The sequence below is a fragment of the Sphingomonas sp. GW821-FHT10F09 genome (assembly GCF_058809195.1).
This window is the reverse complement of record NZ_JBXASI010000001.1, coordinates 536285-553901: the sequence shown is the minus strand read 5'-3', so window position 1 is coordinate 553901 and position 17617 is coordinate 536285. Positions and strand designations below refer to the sequence as shown.

The 17617-nt window shown below is 67.0% G+C and carries 21 protein-coding genes; 8 read left to right on the top strand and 13 right to left on the bottom strand.

Going from position 1 to position 17617, the window contains the following annotated elements:
- Window positions 1–6: 6 nt before the first annotated feature.
- From AC1RTO_RS02625 to AC1RTO_RS02610, 4 genes are all read right to left on the bottom strand, one after another.
- On the bottom strand, window positions 7–1668 hold the full coding sequence (locus tag AC1RTO_RS02625; protein WP_493159380.1) for a PAS domain-containing sensor histidine kinase: 1662 nt from the start codon (window positions 1666–1668) through the stop codon (window positions 7–9).
- A 61-nt stretch (window positions 1669–1729) separates the two neighbouring features.
- Window positions 1730–2839, bottom strand: coding sequence for an NADP-dependent oxidoreductase (locus tag AC1RTO_RS02620; protein ID WP_493159379.1), 1110 nt, complete (start codon window positions 2837–2839; stop codon window positions 1730–1732).
- A 79-nt stretch (window positions 2840–2918) separates the two neighbouring features.
- The gene (locus AC1RTO_RS02615) at window positions 2919–3107 is read right to left on the bottom strand and encodes a hypothetical protein (RefSeq protein WP_493159378.1); all 189 of its coding nucleotides are present in this window, start codon (window positions 3105–3107) and stop codon (window positions 2919–2921) included.
- The gene (locus AC1RTO_RS02610) at window positions 3104–3604 is read right to left on the bottom strand and encodes a winged helix-turn-helix transcriptional regulator (RefSeq protein ID WP_493159377.1); all 501 of its coding nucleotides are present in this window, start codon (window positions 3602–3604) and stop codon (window positions 3104–3106) included. The genes AC1RTO_RS02615 and AC1RTO_RS02610 overlap by 4 nt, the downstream gene beginning before the upstream one ends.
- 243 nt (window positions 3605–3847) lie before the next feature.
- On the opposite strand from AC1RTO_RS02610, the gene AC1RTO_RS02605 reads away from it, so the two are divergent.
- Genes AC1RTO_RS02605 through AC1RTO_RS02590 form a run of 4 tightly spaced genes read left to right on the top strand, consistent with a single transcriptional unit; the run spans window position 3848 to window position 6371 of the window.
- On the top strand, window positions 3848–4495 hold the full coding sequence (locus AC1RTO_RS02605) for a hypothetical protein (RefSeq protein ID WP_493159376.1): 648 nt from the start codon (window positions 3848–3850) through the stop codon (window positions 4493–4495).
- Between the two features lie 24 nt (window positions 4496–4519).
- Window positions 4520–5188 (top strand): hypothetical protein, encoded by a 669-nt coding sequence (locus AC1RTO_RS02600; protein WP_493159375.1) that lies wholly within the window; start codon window positions 4520–4522, stop codon window positions 5186–5188.
- Window positions 5185–5778, top strand: a complete 594-nt coding sequence (locus AC1RTO_RS02595) for a C39 family peptidase (protein WP_493159374.1) — start codon at window positions 5185–5187, stop codon at window positions 5776–5778. Before AC1RTO_RS02600 ends, AC1RTO_RS02595 begins: the two co-directional genes overlap by 4 nt.
- Window positions 5778–6371, top strand: a complete 594-nt coding sequence (locus AC1RTO_RS02590) for a hypothetical protein (protein WP_493159373.1) — start codon at window positions 5778–5780, stop codon at window positions 6369–6371. Before AC1RTO_RS02595 ends, AC1RTO_RS02590 begins: the two co-directional genes overlap by 1 nt.
- Here the strand turns inward: AC1RTO_RS02590 and AC1RTO_RS02585 are convergent.
- The 9 genes from AC1RTO_RS02585 to AC1RTO_RS02545 all read right to left on the bottom strand — a co-directional run bounded on the left by AC1RTO_RS02585 (window position 6368) and on the right by AC1RTO_RS02545 (window position 14397).
- On the bottom strand, window positions 6368–7558 hold the full coding sequence (locus tag AC1RTO_RS02585; RefSeq protein WP_493159372.1) for a ThiF family adenylyltransferase: 1191 nt from the start codon (window positions 7556–7558) through the stop codon (window positions 6368–6370). The two genes, AC1RTO_RS02590 and AC1RTO_RS02585, sit on opposite strands and share 4 nt — an antisense overlap.
- Window positions 7533–7841 carry a hypothetical protein gene (locus AC1RTO_RS02580; RefSeq protein WP_493159371.1) on the bottom strand — a complete coding sequence of 103 codons (309 nt, stop codon included), beginning with the start codon at window positions 7839–7841 and terminating at the stop codon, window positions 7533–7535. Before AC1RTO_RS02580 ends, AC1RTO_RS02585 begins: the two co-directional genes overlap by 26 nt.
- 44 nt (window positions 7842–7885) lie before the next feature.
- The gene (locus AC1RTO_RS02575) at window positions 7886–8806 is read right to left on the bottom strand and encodes a hypothetical protein (protein ID WP_493159370.1); all 921 of its coding nucleotides are present in this window, start codon (window positions 8804–8806) and stop codon (window positions 7886–7888) included.
- Between the two features lie 2 nt (window positions 8807–8808).
- Window positions 8809–9507, bottom strand: a complete 699-nt coding sequence (locus AC1RTO_RS02570; protein WP_493159369.1) for a hypothetical protein — start codon at window positions 9505–9507, stop codon at window positions 8809–8811.
- Between the two features lie 143 nt (window positions 9508–9650).
- Window positions 9651–10670 (bottom strand): hypothetical protein, encoded by a 1020-nt coding sequence (locus AC1RTO_RS02565; protein ID WP_493159368.1) that lies wholly within the window; start codon window positions 10668–10670, stop codon window positions 9651–9653.
- Entirely contained in the window at window positions 10667–11155 is a 489-nt protein-coding gene (locus AC1RTO_RS02560; RefSeq protein ID WP_493159367.1) for a RusA family crossover junction endodeoxyribonuclease, read from the bottom strand. Before AC1RTO_RS02560 ends, AC1RTO_RS02565 begins: the two co-directional genes overlap by 4 nt.
- A gap of 89 nt (window positions 11156–11244) precedes the next feature.
- Window positions 11245–12231 (bottom strand): aldo/keto reductase, encoded by a 987-nt coding sequence (locus AC1RTO_RS02555; RefSeq protein ID WP_493160310.1) that lies wholly within the window; start codon window positions 12229–12231, stop codon window positions 11245–11247.
- Between the two features lie 296 nt (window positions 12232–12527).
- Window positions 12528–12686 carry a hypothetical protein gene (locus AC1RTO_RS02550; RefSeq protein ID WP_493159366.1) on the bottom strand — a complete coding sequence of 53 codons (159 nt, stop codon included), beginning with the start codon at window positions 12684–12686 and terminating at the stop codon, window positions 12528–12530.
- 523 nt (window positions 12687–13209) lie between these two features.
- Entirely contained in the window at window positions 13210–14397 is a 1188-nt protein-coding gene (locus tag AC1RTO_RS02545) for a phospholipase D family protein (RefSeq protein WP_493159365.1), read from the bottom strand.
- A 156-nt stretch (window positions 14398–14553) separates the two neighbouring features.
- Here AC1RTO_RS02545 and AC1RTO_RS02540 point away from each other — a divergent pair, with 156 nt between their 5' ends.
- The 4 genes from AC1RTO_RS02540 (at window position 14554) to AC1RTO_RS02525 (ending at window position 17597) form a co-directional block, all read left to right on the top strand.
- Window positions 14554–15201, top strand: coding sequence for a hypothetical protein (locus AC1RTO_RS02540; protein WP_493159364.1), 648 nt, complete (start codon window positions 14554–14556; stop codon window positions 15199–15201).
- Window positions 15198–15755 (top strand): hypothetical protein, encoded by a 558-nt coding sequence (locus AC1RTO_RS02535; RefSeq protein ID WP_493159363.1) that lies wholly within the window; start codon window positions 15198–15200, stop codon window positions 15753–15755. Before AC1RTO_RS02540 ends, AC1RTO_RS02535 begins: the two co-directional genes overlap by 4 nt.
- 148 nt (window positions 15756–15903) lie before the next feature.
- Complete coding sequence (locus AC1RTO_RS02530) at window positions 15904–16332, top strand: LexA family protein (protein ID WP_493159362.1); 429 nt, start codon at window positions 15904–15906, stop codon at window positions 16330–16332.
- Entirely contained in the window at window positions 16329–17597 is a 1269-nt protein-coding gene (locus AC1RTO_RS02525) for a Y-family DNA polymerase (protein WP_493159361.1), read from the top strand. Before AC1RTO_RS02530 ends, AC1RTO_RS02525 begins: the two co-directional genes overlap by 4 nt.
- Window positions 17598–17617: the final 20 nt, after the last annotated feature.

Genomic DNA, 17617 nt, shown 5'->3' with positions numbered 1-17617 from the left:
GAAGGCTCAGCCGCGCAGCGCCGGCAGGCGGCAGGTGAATACGGCCCCCTGAGCGGGCCCGTTCGCAACGCTCATCTCGCCTCCCATCCGCTGAATCGTGGAAAGGCAGATCTGGAGCCCCAGACCGACCCCCTCCTTCTTGGTCGTGAAAAAGGGCTGGAAGAGGCGTGAGCGGTCCTCCTCCGAGATACCGGCGCCGACGTCGGCGACCGCAAGCTCGACATGGTCCCCGACACCGCGCACGTCGACCGTGACGATCTTCTCGTCCCGCTCGACGTCGAGCATGGCGTCGCGAGCGTTGTTGATCAGGTTGATGAGCACCTGCTGCAGATCGACGAAGTCGCCTTCGACGGCCGGCGCGTCGCTTCCGACGTATCTGACGCTCACGCCGCTGCTCCGCATGTCTCGTGCGAGAAGTGCGCAGGTCTCCCTCGCAAGCCGGCCGAGATCGATCCTGCGGACGTCCTGCCGCCCGCCCTGGATACGATCGTGCGTGTGCCTGACGATGGTGGATATCCGCTCGATCGTGACGGAGACGCGCTCCAGCACCCGTACCGCGGCCCCCACGTCGGGTTGGGGACGCCGCAGCAGCCGCAGGCCAGTGTTCGCGTCCATGCTGATGGAGGCGACCGGCTGGTTGAGCTCGTGGGCGATGGAGGCCGAGAACGCGCCGACGGTCGCGATGCGGCTGGCACGCGCGAGCTCCGCCTGCGCGGCGCGGCGCATCTCCTCGACCTCCTCCTGGCTGCTGATGTCCACCAGGCTGGACAGCTGACGCTCGTCGTCGAGACGCGTGACGGAGTAGAAGACTGGCACGCGGCGTCCCCGGGCTCCGATCAGGACGACCCGTCCCTCCACGCTTTCCCAGCCGTAGAAGATCATCTCGAACTGCCTCAGCAGCACCGCCTCGATGTCCTCCGCAGTGCCGTCCACCGTCCGGTCCACCGCACCGTCGACGTCGTCGAAGCCCAGCATGCGCACGCACGCGTCGTTGACGGATACCGTCTTCACGGCAGCGACGCAGCGAGCGAGCGTCTCTGGATGCGCGGCCATGTAGGCCGCCAGGTCCTCGATTCCCTGCGCCTTCAGGTCGCGCAGGATCAGGGCGGTCCCGGACATGTCCTGCTCGGCGAACGCGATCCTGCTGATAGCGAAGAGGCTCGCGTAGCGGGCTTCCAGCGACGCCAGCTCCGCCGCCTGACCGTCCACCCGTTCCCGCAGGCCGCGGCTGATCGCATCGGGATCGCCGCGTGTCGCCCGCTCGTCATGAACGTCGGATGCCAGGCCATGCCAGACGATGTTCCCGGTCTCGTCCTGGACGATCCGGGCGGTCAGTCGCATCCACCTGAACGCCCCGTCCGCGTGCAGCAGCCGGAAGTCGACCTGCAGATCGCGATCGCCCTCCTCGCCGCCTGCGAGTGCGCCCTCCAGGCCGTCGAGATCCTCGGGATGTATCCGATCCCGCCACAGCGCCTCTCGGACAGCAGGATCCCGGTCGGCTCCGGTCAGCTCCTCGTACCGCAGGTTCAGGAACGTGATGACCCCATCGGGTCGAGCTCGAAGATGAAGCTGCGGCAGGCAGTCGGCATAGGCGTCCACGGCGCGCACCGAGATGCTCGTCGATCGCGAGCCGTCCGGAAGCGCTCGCATCTCCTCGAGGTTCGTCATGATCCAGAGAGTTCCATTCTGGCCGCAGCCGCGTCTTCGTTCCAGAGCTGCCGCGACGGCGTCAGCCAGGCTCCTTGTCGGACCAGACCCTGACGACGGGATCGATGGTCCGCAGCTTCTTCAGAAGATCCGCCAAGGGAAGGCTGTCGGATGCGGTCGCCTGGCCCGAAGTCGCCACCTCGCGCGACATCACGACCTTCCCCGGGCCTCGCCTCCCCTCGAGTAGCGGGAGGATCTCCGAAGTGCTTTCGAACGGCACGACCTGGTCGAGTACCGGCCTGATCACCCCGCCCTCGACGAGATGCGCGATCTCCGCAAGCTGTGCGCCGTCGGCACGCATGAAGAGGAAGGAGTATTCGACCCCCTGTCGGCTCGCGAGCCTCCGGATCCTGGAACTCATCAGGCGCATGACCTGCCGCACCACGACGTTCGCGCCGACCGACCGGGCGAAGGCCGGATCGGGAGGTCCGGACAGCGAGATGAGCTTGCCTCCGGGCCGCAGGACCTTCAGCGACCGCTCCAGGACGTCGCGTCCAAGGGAGGTGAGGACGACGTCGTAGTCGTGCAGCCGCTGCGCGAAGTCCTCGCCGCGGTAGTCGATGGCGACGTCCGCACCGAGCGAGCGCACCAGTTCGAGGCTGGAGGCGCTCGCAGTGGTGGCGACCGTGGCGCCCAGGTGCTTGGCGAGCTGGATGGCGATGGTGCCGACACCGCCCGCCCCGGCGTGGATCAGCACCTTCTGCCCGGATCGCAGGCCCGCGCGCTCGACCAGCACCTGCCACGCAGTGAGTGCGACGAGCGGAAGCGACGCCGCTTGGGCCATGGAGAGATTGGCCGGCTTGCGCGCGAGATCGCCCTCGCTGACCGCTATACGCTCGGCGAACGTGCCGATCCTGGCCACATTGACCTTGGCGAAGACCTCGTCGCCCACCTGGAAACGCGTGACGCCAGGACCGACGGCGACGATCCTTCCCGCCAGGTCGTTGCCCAGCACGAGCGGCATGTCGTACCTGAGGAAGGCCTTGAACTCGCCGTCGCGGATCTTGCCGTCCAGCGGGTTGAGGCTCGCCGCCGCGATCTCGACGACCACCTGGCCGGCGTGCGCCACGGGTTCGGGCATGTCCCTGGGCTTCAGCTCGCCCTTGTAGCGGTCGATGGCGAACGCCTTCATGTCTCTGTCCGTCGCTTGAGGAAGATGTCCGGCAGGATCGCTAGGCCTCGTGGAAGGGGCTGACCTCCGCCAGAGAGGATCACACGACCGGCAGATCGTTCCGGCTGCTGGCCTGCAGGACATGGCGATCGTCATGCCGTCGTCCTTCAGCCGCCGGTAATCGGCTCGGCTTCTGCGCCGGCTCGCCGGCGAGCCGGCGCAGCTGCACGAAGGCCGAAGAGCCGCACAGGATGTGGGCGTTGAAGCCGCGCTCTACTGCTCCAGTCATCGTGCGGTCTCCCTCCGAAAGCCGAGCAGCCGATGTGTGCTGTCGTCGGCACCGGGTCCTGGGCGCAGCTCGATGCGGGTCGGCGGGACCGTCTGGCCGGTCTCCCGGTCGACCATCCCCAGCTCGAGCGGCCGCCCCGTCTCGCGATCCACGATATCGATAGTGGGGGCACCGAACCCGGAAGCATCCCAGCGGTCGCCCCACTCCCGCAGGGCCACGCTCACCTTCCAGAGATCACGTCCCTTCGGCGTGAGGCGGTATTCGTCACGAGCAGGTCGCTCCTGGTAGCGGTGCCGGGCCACGATCGCCGTTTCCTCCAGGCGCTTCAGACGCGCGGAAAGGGTCGCGGTCGGGATCCCTAGGCTGACCCGGATGTCGTCGTAGCGCGTCATGCCCATCGACAGATCACGCACGATGAGCAGAACCCAGCGGTCACCGATGAGCTCGAGAGCTCCGGCGATCGGACAGCGCATCCCGATGAACGACTTGGCCTTCATGCTGCCGACATAGCAGCTTCAATGATTGAAGTTAATAGCGAGCTGCCGCACACGGAACAGTAGCCAGTCGATCGTAAAGATCGTGTCCTCGGCTGCGTCGCGAGTCCGGATTGACATCACGGTCGCCCCAAGACAGCATCCGTGAGCGCTGCATCGGCGCAGGCGAGTTCGACGATCACGCACGAGGCTCGGTGCGTATCGACGGCCAGGGGAAGCGTTGGACCACGGGCCCAGGGGGCAACGATGCGTTCGATCGTTCTTGTCATGTTGGCGGCATGGCCAGCCGTCGCCGTCGCTCAGCAGGAAGTCGAGCAGAAGCCGAGCGTCGACGACCAGATCAAGGAGCAGCAGCTACGACAGCTGCGGATCGCCAACGACGCAGCGGAGCGCGCAGGGCAAATCGGCAAATCGAAGGAGCTCGTCGACGCGCTACCCGCCGGTCCGTCCACCGGTGCCACGACGATGAAGGACGGAGCCGGTCAGGCGGAGGCGTACGCGCTGGCGGCTACGGCCGTTCGTCCGCTGGCCGCCGAGATCGCGGGGCGCGTGAAAGTCGCGCTGAGCAGCGCCGGTCCTGCTGCGGCTGGCTCTCTGCCGACCGACTGGTGCAAGCCCATCCCATCTCTCGCCGACCCGGCTCCGGGCGCAGGAGGTACGCTCGCTCCGGTGCTTCTGACCTCCGGTCAGGAGGTTGCCACCTTCGCGCACTGGCAGCAGTTCCGCTTCCGCGCGTGCAGGCTGGCGAAGGATTACGCCGACGTCACCGGGAAGCTGACGCAGGCGACCCGAGCGCAGACCAGTGCCGTGCTCAGACCGGGAGGAAGCGTCGCGGCCGTCGGTGCTGCGGTGAGCAGTGCCGTCAAGCTGGCCCAGCTCGCTGTGCCGGACTAGGAGATCACCCCGGCCAAGGCCGACGTGTCCAACCGCGTCCTGCTGCTCGAGGTGAGTAATGCTCTGCGCACCGGCGATCCGGATCGCCCGGTCTACTGGCAGGGCGTCACCGGCTCAGGCTCCGGCGCGACGTCGGTCTTCACCGCGCTTGGCACCCTCGCGACGCTGGACGATACGGCTTCCGGGGCCGCCGCCGAGGCGAAGAGCCGGATCGACCAGGACGAGTCGGCGCTGAAGAAGACAGGCACCCCCGAGGCCGCGGCGAAGGACAAGCTGGAGCCGCTGCTCGCGGCCACGAAGGCCGCCTCGGCGGAGCTACAGGCCGTTGTGGCCGCGCACGTGCAGCTCCTCAAGGACATGTACGGGGGCGAGGCGGCGTCGCCGCTTCCGTTCGGAACCGTCGTCAACGAGGCCTCAGCCGCGAGCGTCCTTGGCACAAGCGGCATGGTAGTGAACGTCTCCGTCGACAGCTCGGGCGGGAACGTGGTCTCGCGCAAGGCGATTTGGAACGTCTTCGAGGTCGGATCTCCGCCGGTGTTCGTATCCGGCACGGCGACGGTCAGCTTCGCGGTCGTCCGTCCCGCCGACCAGCGGCTCGTCCGTTCAGGATCGATGTCCTGCAGCACGGGCCCGGTCCGGCTCGGGCGCGTTCAGCAGCGACTTCGTCCCTCTTCGAAGGTCGAGTGCCGATGAGCCCCCCTCTGCCGGCCCTGTTCCTCGGCCCGACTACGGAGCATGTCCCGCATGTTCCGGACGCGAACCTGTTCGCCCTGAAGGCCGGCGAGAAGGGACGCGTGCGAAACTTCACCGTCGAGTCCCAGCAGCCGTACGTGAACTGGTGCTGGGCCGGCGTCGCGGCGGGCGTCATCAACTCCTACCGGGGCGCCGGCGCGACGTCGCGCGACCAGGTCGCCCGACAGGTGCTGGGCAGGCGCTACCCCGCGGACGAACCGCAGCTGCTGCACGTGGTGCTGGGCGATCACTTCGCGTCGCCGATGCTCGAGGTCGATGCCGGCGACGCGACACCCGAGCGCTTTGAGGCGACGATCAAGCGCGAGATCGATGCGCAGCGGCCGGTATGCGCGGAGGTCGTGTCCGGCATCGTGCACTACGTGGGGATCGCGGGCTACCGCGTCGCCTCCCGCGACGACATCGAGCTGCTGATCCAGGACCCGGCGGACGACGATCCCGACGGCAGGTCGTACGTGCCCATCCACGAGTTCATGAACAACTACAACCAGCGCTTCGGGTGGTCTCGCACCTTTCGGACGAAGAGCGCCTGATGAAGCTCCGGCTTCGCTCCGCGCCCTCTGACGTGATCGCCACGCTCGACTCGATCGTGTCGCACCTCGCCCGCAAGGAGATAGCCTTCGCCTCGCCCGATCAGGCGGACGCCGACCTGGCGGTCTCGTGCACCCGCGCCGTGCCGGTCCGGCTTGCGACGCCCGAGGGCAGGATATCCGCCGGAGACAGCATCTGGGGCTGGTCGGTCCTGATGATCCGCGACGAGGAGCGGTGGCTGGCGGACCTGCGGAACGCGCCGGGAGGCCCGACGCTGAATCGGGTTCGATCAGGTGGCCCCGTGCGGCGGTTCGAAGTCGCCTGCGCGACGGCCGAGACCCAGGCGCTTAGTGGGTTCGTCGAGATCCTGCGCGTACCTGAGCTCGCGGTCGAGGCGCTGCGGACTGCCGGTCCGCCCGTGCGCTACGTGGTTCCCGATGCCGATGATCCGGCCCGCGCCATCGTGATGACCGGTCGCGATTTCCGAAGATGGCTGCAGCCACGACGGAAGGCTCGTCTATCCGTCGTCAACACGCCAGCGTCGACGTCGGATCAGCAGGTGCTCGGCAGCGGAATGAGTAGTGGCAGCCGCTAGCTGCCACTACGCTCCACCTCGCCGGCCACGACGTGCGATCGCCCGGACTCCACGTCCATGACGCACTGGTGCTCATGCCCGCCGTTCCGATAGAAGCCGAAGAGCCGCTTCCATCTGACGACGGCCATAGCGGCGTTCAGCGCGTTGAGGTCCGCGACCTGGATGTTCGTGCGATAGGGATCGTCAGCGCCGCCGTGTCCACCGGGTATGCAGTCGAGGGCAGCCTGGCGCGTCTCGTTCGTGCTGGTCGTCGTGCGGACGAGGCCGAACACGCCGTCAGGCGCCACATCCAGGCCTATACCGGTATCGACGAAGGGGACGCCAGCGCCTGCGAGTCGATCGCAGATGGCGCGCTTCGGGTCGACCTCGTCGATGCACAGGAACACGAAGTCCATTCCGTCGAGAGCAGCGAGCGACCCCCGCTGCATCCGCTCCGCGTGCGGCACGATCCCGCGATGCAGGCGCGAGTAGATCGCGGCGAAGTGATCGACCTTGGCACGACGAACGGCGAGGTCCTCGACCGCGACGGCCCCCGGTGCGCGGAAGGCGTTATGCTGGTCGAAGGTGTCGTCGTCGAACAGGTGAATGGTCGCGACCGGCGTCTTGGCGACGAGGTCGAGAACATATGAGCCGGTCCCGCCCAGGCCGACGATGGCGATGGTCATGCCCTCCAGCCGCCGTGAGAATGCTTCCACCCCGGCCCGGCTGGAGGCCGTATCGACGTAGTTGAACGGCGACGCGGCGTTGTGCTCCCTGACGATGCCGCCGCCGGTGCGGGCCGTGCAGTCCGGGTCGAGCAGAACCGCATACTGGGCGAAGAGATTGACGTACGACGTGACGAGCTCGTGATAGTCGTGGAACTCGCGACCGGCCGGCTTCTGGCAGAGAAGCCTGTGGCGGCTCTCGCCGTCGCCGGTGGGATAGCCGGCGTTCAGCATTGGGAGCCAGTCGCCGGTCGCGCTCCGCGGTGTCTCACCTCGCCACCGGATCGTGTGCCCGTCGGGGGGAAGCGTGACGTCGCCGGCCATCCGGAGAGGCACCATCAGCGTTCCGTACTGCACGGTCCTGAACTGGGTCGCATAGGGGATGCCCCGTACGACCAGAAGGCCATCGACGAGGGCTAGGTCGTAGCCCTCGTCCCGGAGCCGCTCCAGATCGGCGCTACGACGCGACGGTGCGGGCGACAACGAACGTCTCCCCCTGTGCGACCGGCTTGCGCTGGTGGGTCGTGAGCACGCCCTCGGCGGCACGAAGAGGCCCTCCGCGGTAGGTGACCGTCACAGACCGCGCCTCCTCGATGCGCATGTCGGGGAAGGCGAGCCGCACGAGCTCGCCATGGTCGAGGCTGTCGCTCTCGACGACGTGGCGCCTGCCGTTTACCGTGATCTCGCGCCCGGGCGAGCCGGAACGCTCGATGAGCCTGACCGCTTCGCCGCTCGAGGAAACGAGCGCGCGTTCGTCGTCTTCCATTCTCTTACTCCTTCGGTTGAACTGCGGGTACGCCGAGCGATCGATCACGGTCGGGGGGCATAGGTGCTGGCGGCACGCAGGAGCTGCCGCGTGACGCCTTCCACGAGAGCGCCGGCGGAACAGCGGGACATGGTGTCCCAGCTGCCGTCGGGATCATCGAACATGGTCTCCAGCGCCTGTACCACCTCGGCGAGGTGGAGGTCGTGATCGGCCATCACCTCCAGCACTACCGAAAGGACGCGCACCATCCGGCCTGCGCGGTCCTCCGGTAGAGCGATCGGGAGCTGGCGGAGCCTGGTATAGATGCTGGTGGGCAGCGCGTGCTCGTTCGGCGTCGCCACCATCCAGGTGATCGCGCTGAGATCGAGCACGGCACCCAGGGCGGGGCAGAGCCACCGCGCGGAGCTGTGCCGGTCGAGCAGATCACCCAGTTCCGACGCCATCTGATCGGAGGCCTGATCCGCGCCCAGCACGAGCACCAGGGGATTGGCACATCCACTGGTGGCGATCGCCACCACCGGATCCGGCGGCACGATGACGTCGGTTCCCCGTGCGGTCGACCGGGACAAAGCGCCGTCCTGCAGTCTGCTCACGTCCATCACGAGGTACGGGACGCCGGCCAGACGCGCGATCCGACGCGACACGAGACGCGCCTCGTCCGAGTTCCCGCCCGCCAGTGCGACCGGCGGCAGCCAGAACCAGGGTCGGTTGGACCCGGCCTGACGTCGACACGCATCGGCCAGCAGGCCTGACAGGCCAGGGATCCAGTCCATGGCGGCCTGCGTAGCGATGCCGTCCGGAGCGAGACAGTGTCCACCCAGGAGTCGCCTGGGCCGATCGAGGCCCAGGACGCTCGACCGGCTCTGCCCCGCCTGGACCAGCGTCATCGTGCTGCCGTCCGGGTTGCAGGGATCCAGTGCTCCCACCTCGATCGGGGAAACCGAGGAGGCGACCGCTACGCTCATGCTCATTCCTCACCTCGATAGAATCGGAGAGGGCGACGTCCGCCCGCCCCCAGGCCGGCCGCCCTGATCCTCTTCTCCGTGTCCTGCATCTCGCGCAGGAGCATCCGCTCCAGCGCCGGGGCCCCCTGGGCGTCGTGAAGCGCCGCGAACTCGGCGAACCGGTGATGCTGCGGACGCCACCAGTCGCGGAAGCGCTCGCGCTCCCAGCTTTCCCGGAACCACATGACGAAGAAGCCCTTCTTCTGCCCGCCGCGCTTCAGATTGACGCCGAACTGGCCGTGCTTCTCCACGAGATAGGACGAGATCCTCTGCTCCTTCCGGCGTGCGGCCTTCGCCTCGTTCCTGTTGCGGAGGAGGTCAGCTGCTCGCGCCGATCGAGCTCTTGCGACATCCTCGGCGGCGGCAGCGAACAGCCTGTCAGGGCCGATCAGGCTGGTGAGATGGCCCCAGAACGGCCATTCGTCCTGACGCTCGATCATCCATTCGAAGATGCCATCTGCGTCGCGCCGCCGGGCGAAGTGACGCCGCCAGATCAGGCGCTCGTTAAGGATCTTCCCGCTGGAGCGGGTAAGACCGACGAAGGTGACCGATGAGCTCGCCGCGTCCAGCCGCAGGTCGAAGTCGGCCGTGAATGCCGTCTCCTTGTCCCCTTGACCCCAGTCACTGTGGAAGGGGCCATTGATGTCGACTGCGTCTCGCATGGCAGCGATGTGCTATTGATTGCCCTCGGCATCCAGCGATGAGGAGGCGCACGGGTGTGACAACGAGGCGCACGCAGCGCGCATACGTCATCCTCACTGCCCAATCACTCTCGATCAGGCGCCGTCTATCGCCGCACGTTATCTTAGGCGGGCGAACTCGCCGCCCGCTCGAGCAGCTCGGTGATCAGGTCGTCGTCGACTAGCGGCGTGTGCCTGAGCGCCAGCAGAAACTCGGTCACCATTCTCGGAAAGGCGCTGCTGCCCTCTGTCAGCCACAGCGTAGCCAGGGCTACGTCGAGCGCCTCTCGCCGCTCGCCATCGGTTATCTCCGCGATCTGCTGCCGAAGCCTGCCGATGAGGCTGTCGGGGCCGGCCTCAATCTCCAGCCTGGGCACGCCGTAGCGATCAGTCGCCCAATCAAGCAGCTTCCAAACCTGTGGCTGAAGCTCGGTAAGATCACGCAGGTCGACGTCACCGCCCTCGACAACCGCCATCAGGGACCGGTGGATCACGGCATAGCGGCCAGGTCGCAGGTCGATGATCTGCTGATCGAAGAGGTCCTTCTGGATGGTGCGGAGGTCAGCATCCTTCAGCTCGCGCCGCTCACTGCCTGGATGCAGCTTGCCGACGATCCGCAGCCAGCTGGACCATAGGCGCGCGACGACGAGAGCGCGGGAGAGGTCGTCGCGGCCGGCGGAGCGAACCAGCGTGCTGCGGTCCTCCGTCAGACGCTTCAGCATCGCGTCCTTGCTCTTGAGCGGCCCTTTCAGCTGCCGCGCTGTGGCCTGGTCCGCGGAGACGTCCAGGAACCGGATCTGGAATTCCGCGCGCGGTACGTCCGCAAGAGCCTCCGAAATCGTCTCGAACCGCTTCAGCGCCTCCTCGTCCTCGACGTAGCGAGGCAGCGCGCGGCGGCCCGCAAGAATGCGATCTTCGGCGGGCCGGCGTCGGTTCGCGATCTCGATCACCAGGAGCTCGGGGCGCTCGTCTACCTGAACGTCCAACCGGACGAGATGAGCGACTATGTCGAGCCTTATCCCCTCGAGCCGGGCAAGCCGCGCCGCCCCGGTCTCGAGCTGGTCGCCAAGGATGTCCGTGCTCACCTTGTACCCGGCCGCGATCAGCTCCGCGGCCATGGCCTTCAGCTGCGTCTCCTCGTTCAACGCAGCACCGATCGGGAGTGGCTAGGAGGGGCGCCGACAGAGACGAACACTGCGGCCTGAGCCGACAACGCCGCGAGCGCCGCGGCATATTCCTGCGTCGTCAGGCTTCTGCTGCTCAGCTTCGTCGCGAAGCCGATCTTCGTCCGCTGGCTGATCACGCGCTCCACGTCCCGATCGTCATGGATGACCCGCATGGGCATCTTGGGCCCCTTCCCCGCCTTGCCGTCCAGACCGTCGAGGATCGCCTTCAGGAAGTTGTCGACGTCCTTGCGGGCGTCGAGGTGCTGGAAGTAGCGGATGTGAACCGAGCAGGGTGTCGTGACGAGACAGCCCGACCAGCTCCCGCCCTTCACGCTTTCGGTGTGAACGTCGCCTCTCCAGCTTCTGTAGGCGGCGGTGCCGTAGCGGTTCACCGAGACCGGGGAACCCGTGACGAAGAACTCGCGATGCGCATGAGAGGAGATGGGCATCGTCTGGTTCTGCACCGGCCAGGCGGCGACGCCAAGGCCCTGGTGATGAGCCTGGGGCGCTGCCTACCGGCGGCTATTCCGCCCCGTTGCGGCGCCCCGCCGCGCTACCTGTCGACGCTCGCCATCCCGGCCTCGGGATAGCGCGTGCCGGCGGCGGCACCGGGTGGCAGTATCTGGTCGATGCGGGCGAGGTCGTCCGGGCTGAGGGAGACGTCGAGCGCGCCGAGATTGTCCTCCAGGTACGTCCGGCGCTTGGTGCCGGGGATCGGCACGATGTCCTCGCCCTGCGCCAGTACCCAGGCAAGCGCCAGCTGCGCCGACGTGCAGCCCTTGTCCGCGGCCATGCGCTCCACCTCGGCGACCAGTTCCAGGTTCCTGCCGAACGCCTCGCCCTGGAAGCGGGGCGAGTTGCGGCGGTAGTCGTCGGCGGGCAGGTCGTCCTGCGACTTGAACTGGCCCGTCAGGAAGCCCCGGCCGAGCGGACTGTAGGGCACGAAGCCGATGCCGAGCTCGCGTACCGTGGGCAAGACCGCCTCTTCGGGATCGCGGCTCCAGAGCGAGTACTCGGTCTGCAGCGCGCTGATCGGATGGACCGCATGCGCGCGGCGGATCGTCGCGGGCGCGGCTTCCGACAGGCCCAGGTACTTGACCTTGCCGGCGGTCACGAGCTCGGCCATCGCGCCGACGGTCTCCTCGATCGGCACCTGGGGATCCACGCGGTGCTGGTAGTAGAGATCGATGAAGTCCAGCCCGAGCCGCTTCAGGCTCGCGTCGCATGCCTGGCGCACGTACTCGGGGCGGCCGTTCACGCCGCGGAAGCTGCCGTCCTCTCCGCGCACGTTGCCGAACTTCGTCGCGACGACCACCCACTCGCGGCGCTCGCGGACGACCCGGCCGACGAGTTCCTCGTTGGCACCGACGCCGTACATGTCGGCCGTGTCGAGGAAGCTGACGCCGAGATCGATCGCACGGTTGATCGTGGCGACGGACTCCGCCTCGTCGCGATCGCCGTAGAACTCGGACATGCCCATGCAGCCCAGGCCCAGGGCCGACACCTCGAGCCCGTGAGCGCCCAGCCTGCGGGTACGGATCGTATTCATAGCCTCGATGCTCCACGAGCAGGATCGGCGTCATGCGCGAACCCAATGCTGCTTGGGCGCACAATGCTCCGGCGGCGGGTTGCGTTGCGAACCGCACCCCCCGCGAGCGTTTTTCTCGAACACGCCGGCCAGCGCATCGACTTCCTACCCGAAAGCACGAACTTCATCCTGAGGTCCGATCACCATGCACCTTCCGTTTCCGCGCCGCCGGGGGGGCCGCGCGGCGTCCGCCTGACATTGTAGGATCGGACGGGCATCGCCGCAAACCCGGCGGCAACCACGCGGCATCAGGTCGGAAACGCCACCCTGGCCGCCGTCACCGTGCGCCGGATATCCTGCGGATGGCCAAAACCCAGGTGACCGTCGATATCCTGGAGGTTGGATGGTGTCCCGGAACTCTCTGGGCGCAACGCTTGCGGGTCATCGACTGCAACGCTCATGATCATGAACGAACTGCGGATCGCGAGCGTCCGGGTCTCGCGCGCGCGGAGAGTCTCTTTTCTCTCATCTACAGAGTCTAAGAGATAGAGAGATCCGCGCGCGCGAGCGAGCGCGATCGCTCGCGCGCCTGCGCGCATAGGCTCGGATCAGAAAAATTGTCAATCTTTCAGAAACCGCAGATTTCTGCCATTTATAGCGTCTGCACGTGATTCGGTCTCAGAGCCCGATCGGCGCGCTTTGCACACATGTGCAAAAAAAACGCTGATTATGCACATGTGTGCATGTCGAGTCGCGAGGGCGACGGATGCACATGTGTGCATAATCGCGGCGTGGATGCACATGTGTGCATAATTCGCGGATGCACATGTGTGCATAATCAGCGCCCAACTTGCACATGTGTGCAAACGCAACTTGCACATGTGTGCAAACGCAACTTGCACACATGTGCATAATCCCGATGCACATGTGTGCATACCGGGTCCGCCCCGGCCCTTATCAGCCCCCCTCGACGCGTGGCGGCGGCTCGGCTCAGCCGTCGTCGTGATCGTAGAAGATCGCGTCGAGCATGGCCGCCCTCCCCTGCCACGTCGCGAGCTCGTCGCCGTCGCCTGGCGCCGACGCCGACCACCAGCGCGAATCCCTGATCCGGCCGACGACGCTGTCCCAGTATACGTCGAAGTCGATCCCGCTGGCCGGGATGCCGAAGTCGTCCGCCAGCCCGGCACGGTTGCGCTTGCTGAGACAGACGAAGGTGTCCGGACGCTTCATGGCCAGCAGGCGGCTTGCGACCCCTGGTCGCCTGCGTCCGTCGGGAAGCGCCTGTTCGAACTCGCCGACGAACGCGTCGTAGTGCTCGCGTCCGACGGGGCCATCGAGCGGGATGCGGTCGAGCGCGGCCGATATGCCCGGCGTGTCGCCCTTGATCGCGCCATGGAAGACGCCGTCCCCCTTCATCGAGCCGAAGTAGCCCTGATTGGCGGTGCGGCCGTTCGGCAGGCCTGCGATCATCGCGCGGGTGTCGACATCCATCTCGCCGAAGCTCGCATGCGTTCGGAATGCGTCCCTGGCGTCGGCGAGAAGCTGGATGCGGTCCTGGAGATATCCGTCACCCGGCTCGCGGACGGCGGCATAGAACTGCTTCCACGACTTGCTCATCACCTCCGACTGGAACGGCGAGGTCGACTTCGTCGATCCGTAGTTGCCCGACAGCCGGTCCCGCAGCTTCTTCATCCGCTCGTGCGCATCGCGGTAGGCTTCGGCGTCCTCGGGCTTCGCCTTCTTCCCGTCGGACCTGAACCGCTTGATCGTTTCCTGGATGTCGGACCGTATGTGGTCGGCTCCGTCCTCGTGGGTGACGTGCATCACGGCCTCGGCATTCGGCCCGAGCGCGCCGCGCGTCAGGTTGGCCGAGCCGACGAAGGCGTCCCATCGCCGGCCCGAACGGAACAGAAATACCTTGGGATGGAAGACGCCGGAAGGCTGAAGCACGAAGCGGACCCGATCGTCGCCGACGAAATTCTCGAGGACCTCGGGGGACGTCTGATAGAAGTGGGTTCCGACCACGCCGTGGTGAATCGCCTCGCGTCTGTCGAGCAGAGCTTCGTAGACCTTGGTGCCGATCGTCGCCCAGGCGACGGCGAACGAGATCTTCTCGTGGGTCTTTACACACTGGAGCAGCTGCCGCTGCAGTTCCTTGCTCTCGGTAATCAGCTTCATCGGATCCCCCTGTATGACTCGGTGGTGACCGACCGCCGGTTCGCACGCAAGCCGTGCCGCGTCCGGCCGGACGGTGCCGTGACCGAACGGCTGCGGCCGATAGTCGGTCGGCAGCCATGACATGGCCATGCAGGAGACCGCCCCTATCTACCGGGCATGGCGCTGAAGGATCGGATAACCACGGAAAACATGCTGGCCTATGCCCGGGCCGGCATCGGGCTGGCTCGTGCGGTGCAGCGGCTTCGCGCCGACGGCTATGGGAGCATGATCGTGCCGAGCCGCGGCGCGGTGCCGTTCAAGAACATCGCGGATGCGTACTATCGCGCAGTCGTGCTTCCCGGCATGCCGAGTTCCGACAGGCGGTCCAAGGGATCGCAGGCGATCTTCGGTCCGCTGACCCTTGCGCTCGACGTGCCGTTCACGGCGGACGCGGGTCGTCTCGGCGTCGACGGTCTCACGCCGGCCCATGTTCGAAGGTACTGGGCGCGGGTGGTCTCCTGCATCGTGCGCCGGCAGGTGGACGATCCGAGCTATCGGCTCTTCCGCTTCGTCCGAGACGAGGTCTGCCGCGTCGGCCATCACGACGCCCTGGAGTGGCGAATGGAAAGCGAGCGCCTCCTGTTCGTCGACACGGTCGTCTCCGGGCAGGCCGTCTGCGAGATCGTGGACGCCTTCGATGCGGAAGGGATGGATCAGATCCACTATCTGCTGCTCCTGGACGAGAACGGTGCAGCGATGAAGGCGCAGTACGCGGGCTGCTTCGCGTTCCGTCGCTGTTCACCGAGGATCAGGGACCGGCAGTGAGCGGCATCTGGAGCGTCGTAGTGCCCAGGCTGATGGAGCTGGCACGCGAGGTCGTGGGGATGAGCGACGGCTTCGTGGGCGCCGGCCTGTACTATCACGAGATCCGCCGGCGCGAGGATCGCTCCAACGTAGCGACCACGCAGGCGATCGCTCGACTGAACGGGATACTGCGGAGGGCCATGTTCGTCGCCGCTGATCCCGAGGACGTGCTTAAGGACATTCAGCAGCTCGGGTCGGACCTGGACGACGAACGCACGCTCGATCGGCTGTTCGAGCAGCCGAGGATCCATGGCGAGTGGCTCGACGAGGCGGTTGCCGACTACCTGGAGCACCTGGAGCGGTTCGATCTCTTCGACAGGACGAGCACGTATCGAACCGCGTCAGCGCTGGTCAGGAGTGGTCTCGACAAACCGCCTGCGGACATCGACGTCTCGTCGTCGCACTGTATCCGGGTGCATCTCGACGACGCGGAGGCGCAGCGCCTCATGCGGAAGTTCCGTGCTTCGCTGGAACGGCCATACTGGGCCGACGCGAGGCGAACGAGGCGCGCCTGACTGCAGCGCCGGTGTCCTGTCGGGTGTGGCGGCCGGGTAGGCCGTCGCAGAGCGGCGGCGGCGCAGGATGGAAAAAGCGACTCCGAGCTGTTCTCATAATGTTCTCTTCGTCCTACAACGATCGGAGGATCAGCTGCGGATCGATCAAATGCCCCTAGTCACGCTCCATGAAGTCCCCTTCGAACTGGTGCCGCGCGAGGTGCGCCTATTCGTCGAGGTGACACCGGCCGGATTTCCGTCCCCCGCCCAGGACGACATGGAGGAGCCGATCGATCTCGCCAGCTGGCTGATCGACCATCCAGCCGCGAGCTACGTCATGCGGGTCGCTGGCCGCTCCATGACCGAGGCGGGCATCGCCGACGGCGACCTCGTGGTGGTCAGCCGGGCGATCGAGGCGAGGCCCGGCGACATCGTGGTGGCACTGGTGGATGGCGACCGCACCATGAAGCGTCTCCGTCGATCCGGTGACCGGCTGTGGCTGGTCCCCGAGGCCGACGGCTACCAGCGCATCATCGTCGACGAGACGGTGGAGATCTGGGGCGTCGTCGTGGGTCTGGCGCGGCGCTACCGCAGGTGAGCACGGTCGCGCTCATCGACTGCAACAACTTCTACGTGAGCTGCGAGCGCGCGTTCGATCCACGTCTCGCCGGCGTCCCGGTGGTGGTCGCCTCGAACAACGACGGCTGCGCCATCGCCAGATCGAACGAGGCCAAGGCGCTGGGCGTGAAGATGGGCGATCCGATCCACCTGATCCGCAGCAGGCTCGACCGGCACGGCGTGGTCGTGCGCTCGTCGAACTACACGCTCTACGGCGACATGCAGCGGAGAGTCGTCGCGGCGGTGGAGGAGTTCGCGAGCGAGGTCGAGATCTACTCGATCGACGAGAGCTTCCTCGATCTGAAGCCCTTCGCCGACCGCGACCTCGTGGCGCATGTGAGCGCGATGCGCGACCAGGTTCGCCGATGGACGACGATCCCGACGTGCGTCGGCATCGCGCCCACGAAGACGCTCGCGAAGCTGGCGAACGCCGCCGCCAAGAAGAACCCGCTCTTCGACGGCGTCGCCGATCTGCGCGATCCGGTGCTGCGGACCTGGGTCATGGATCGGTTTCCCGCGGCGGACGTCTGGGGCGTCGGGCGCGCGACCGCCGCGAAGCTGGCCGAGCTCGGAATCACGACGGCGGGGCAGATACGCGACATGCAGATGAAGCAGGCGCGCGGGCTCGGCACCGTGGTGCTCGAGCGGCTGGTCGCCGAGCTGCAGGGCGTACCCGCGAGCGCGGTCGAGGTCGTGGAGCCTCGGCGCAAGGGCATGGCGGTGACGCGCAGCTTCGGCACCCCGGTGGTCGACCTGGAGACCCTGATGGGTGCCGTGACGCAGTATGCGATGCGGGCTGGCGAGAAGCTGCGTCAGCACGGGCTGGTCGCCGGGCAGCTGACGGTGTTCTTCCATACGAACCGCTTCAAGGCGGGTGCCGTTCAGTATCAGGGGACAAGACGCATGACCCTGCACCCGATGACGGCGGACTCGCTCGAGCTTCTGGCGGCGGCGCGGCGCGGGGTGGAGGCGGCGTGGCGCGACGGCTTCGCCTACACGAAGGCCGGGATTCTGCTCGACGACCTCGTCGCCGCCGACGATCGACCCAGGACGCTCTTCGAAGGAGACGTCGGGCGTCGGGAGCGGCTGATGACGGCGCTCGACGAGGTCAACGGAAGGTTCGGGAAGTTCACCGCGGTACCGGCCACGCAGGGCTTCAGGCGCGAGTGGAAGATGCGGGCCGAGAACCGGTCGCCGGCCTGGACGACACGGATCCAGGACGTCCCGCTCGTGCTCGCGCGCTGATCGGAGGGGCCGGGATGTCT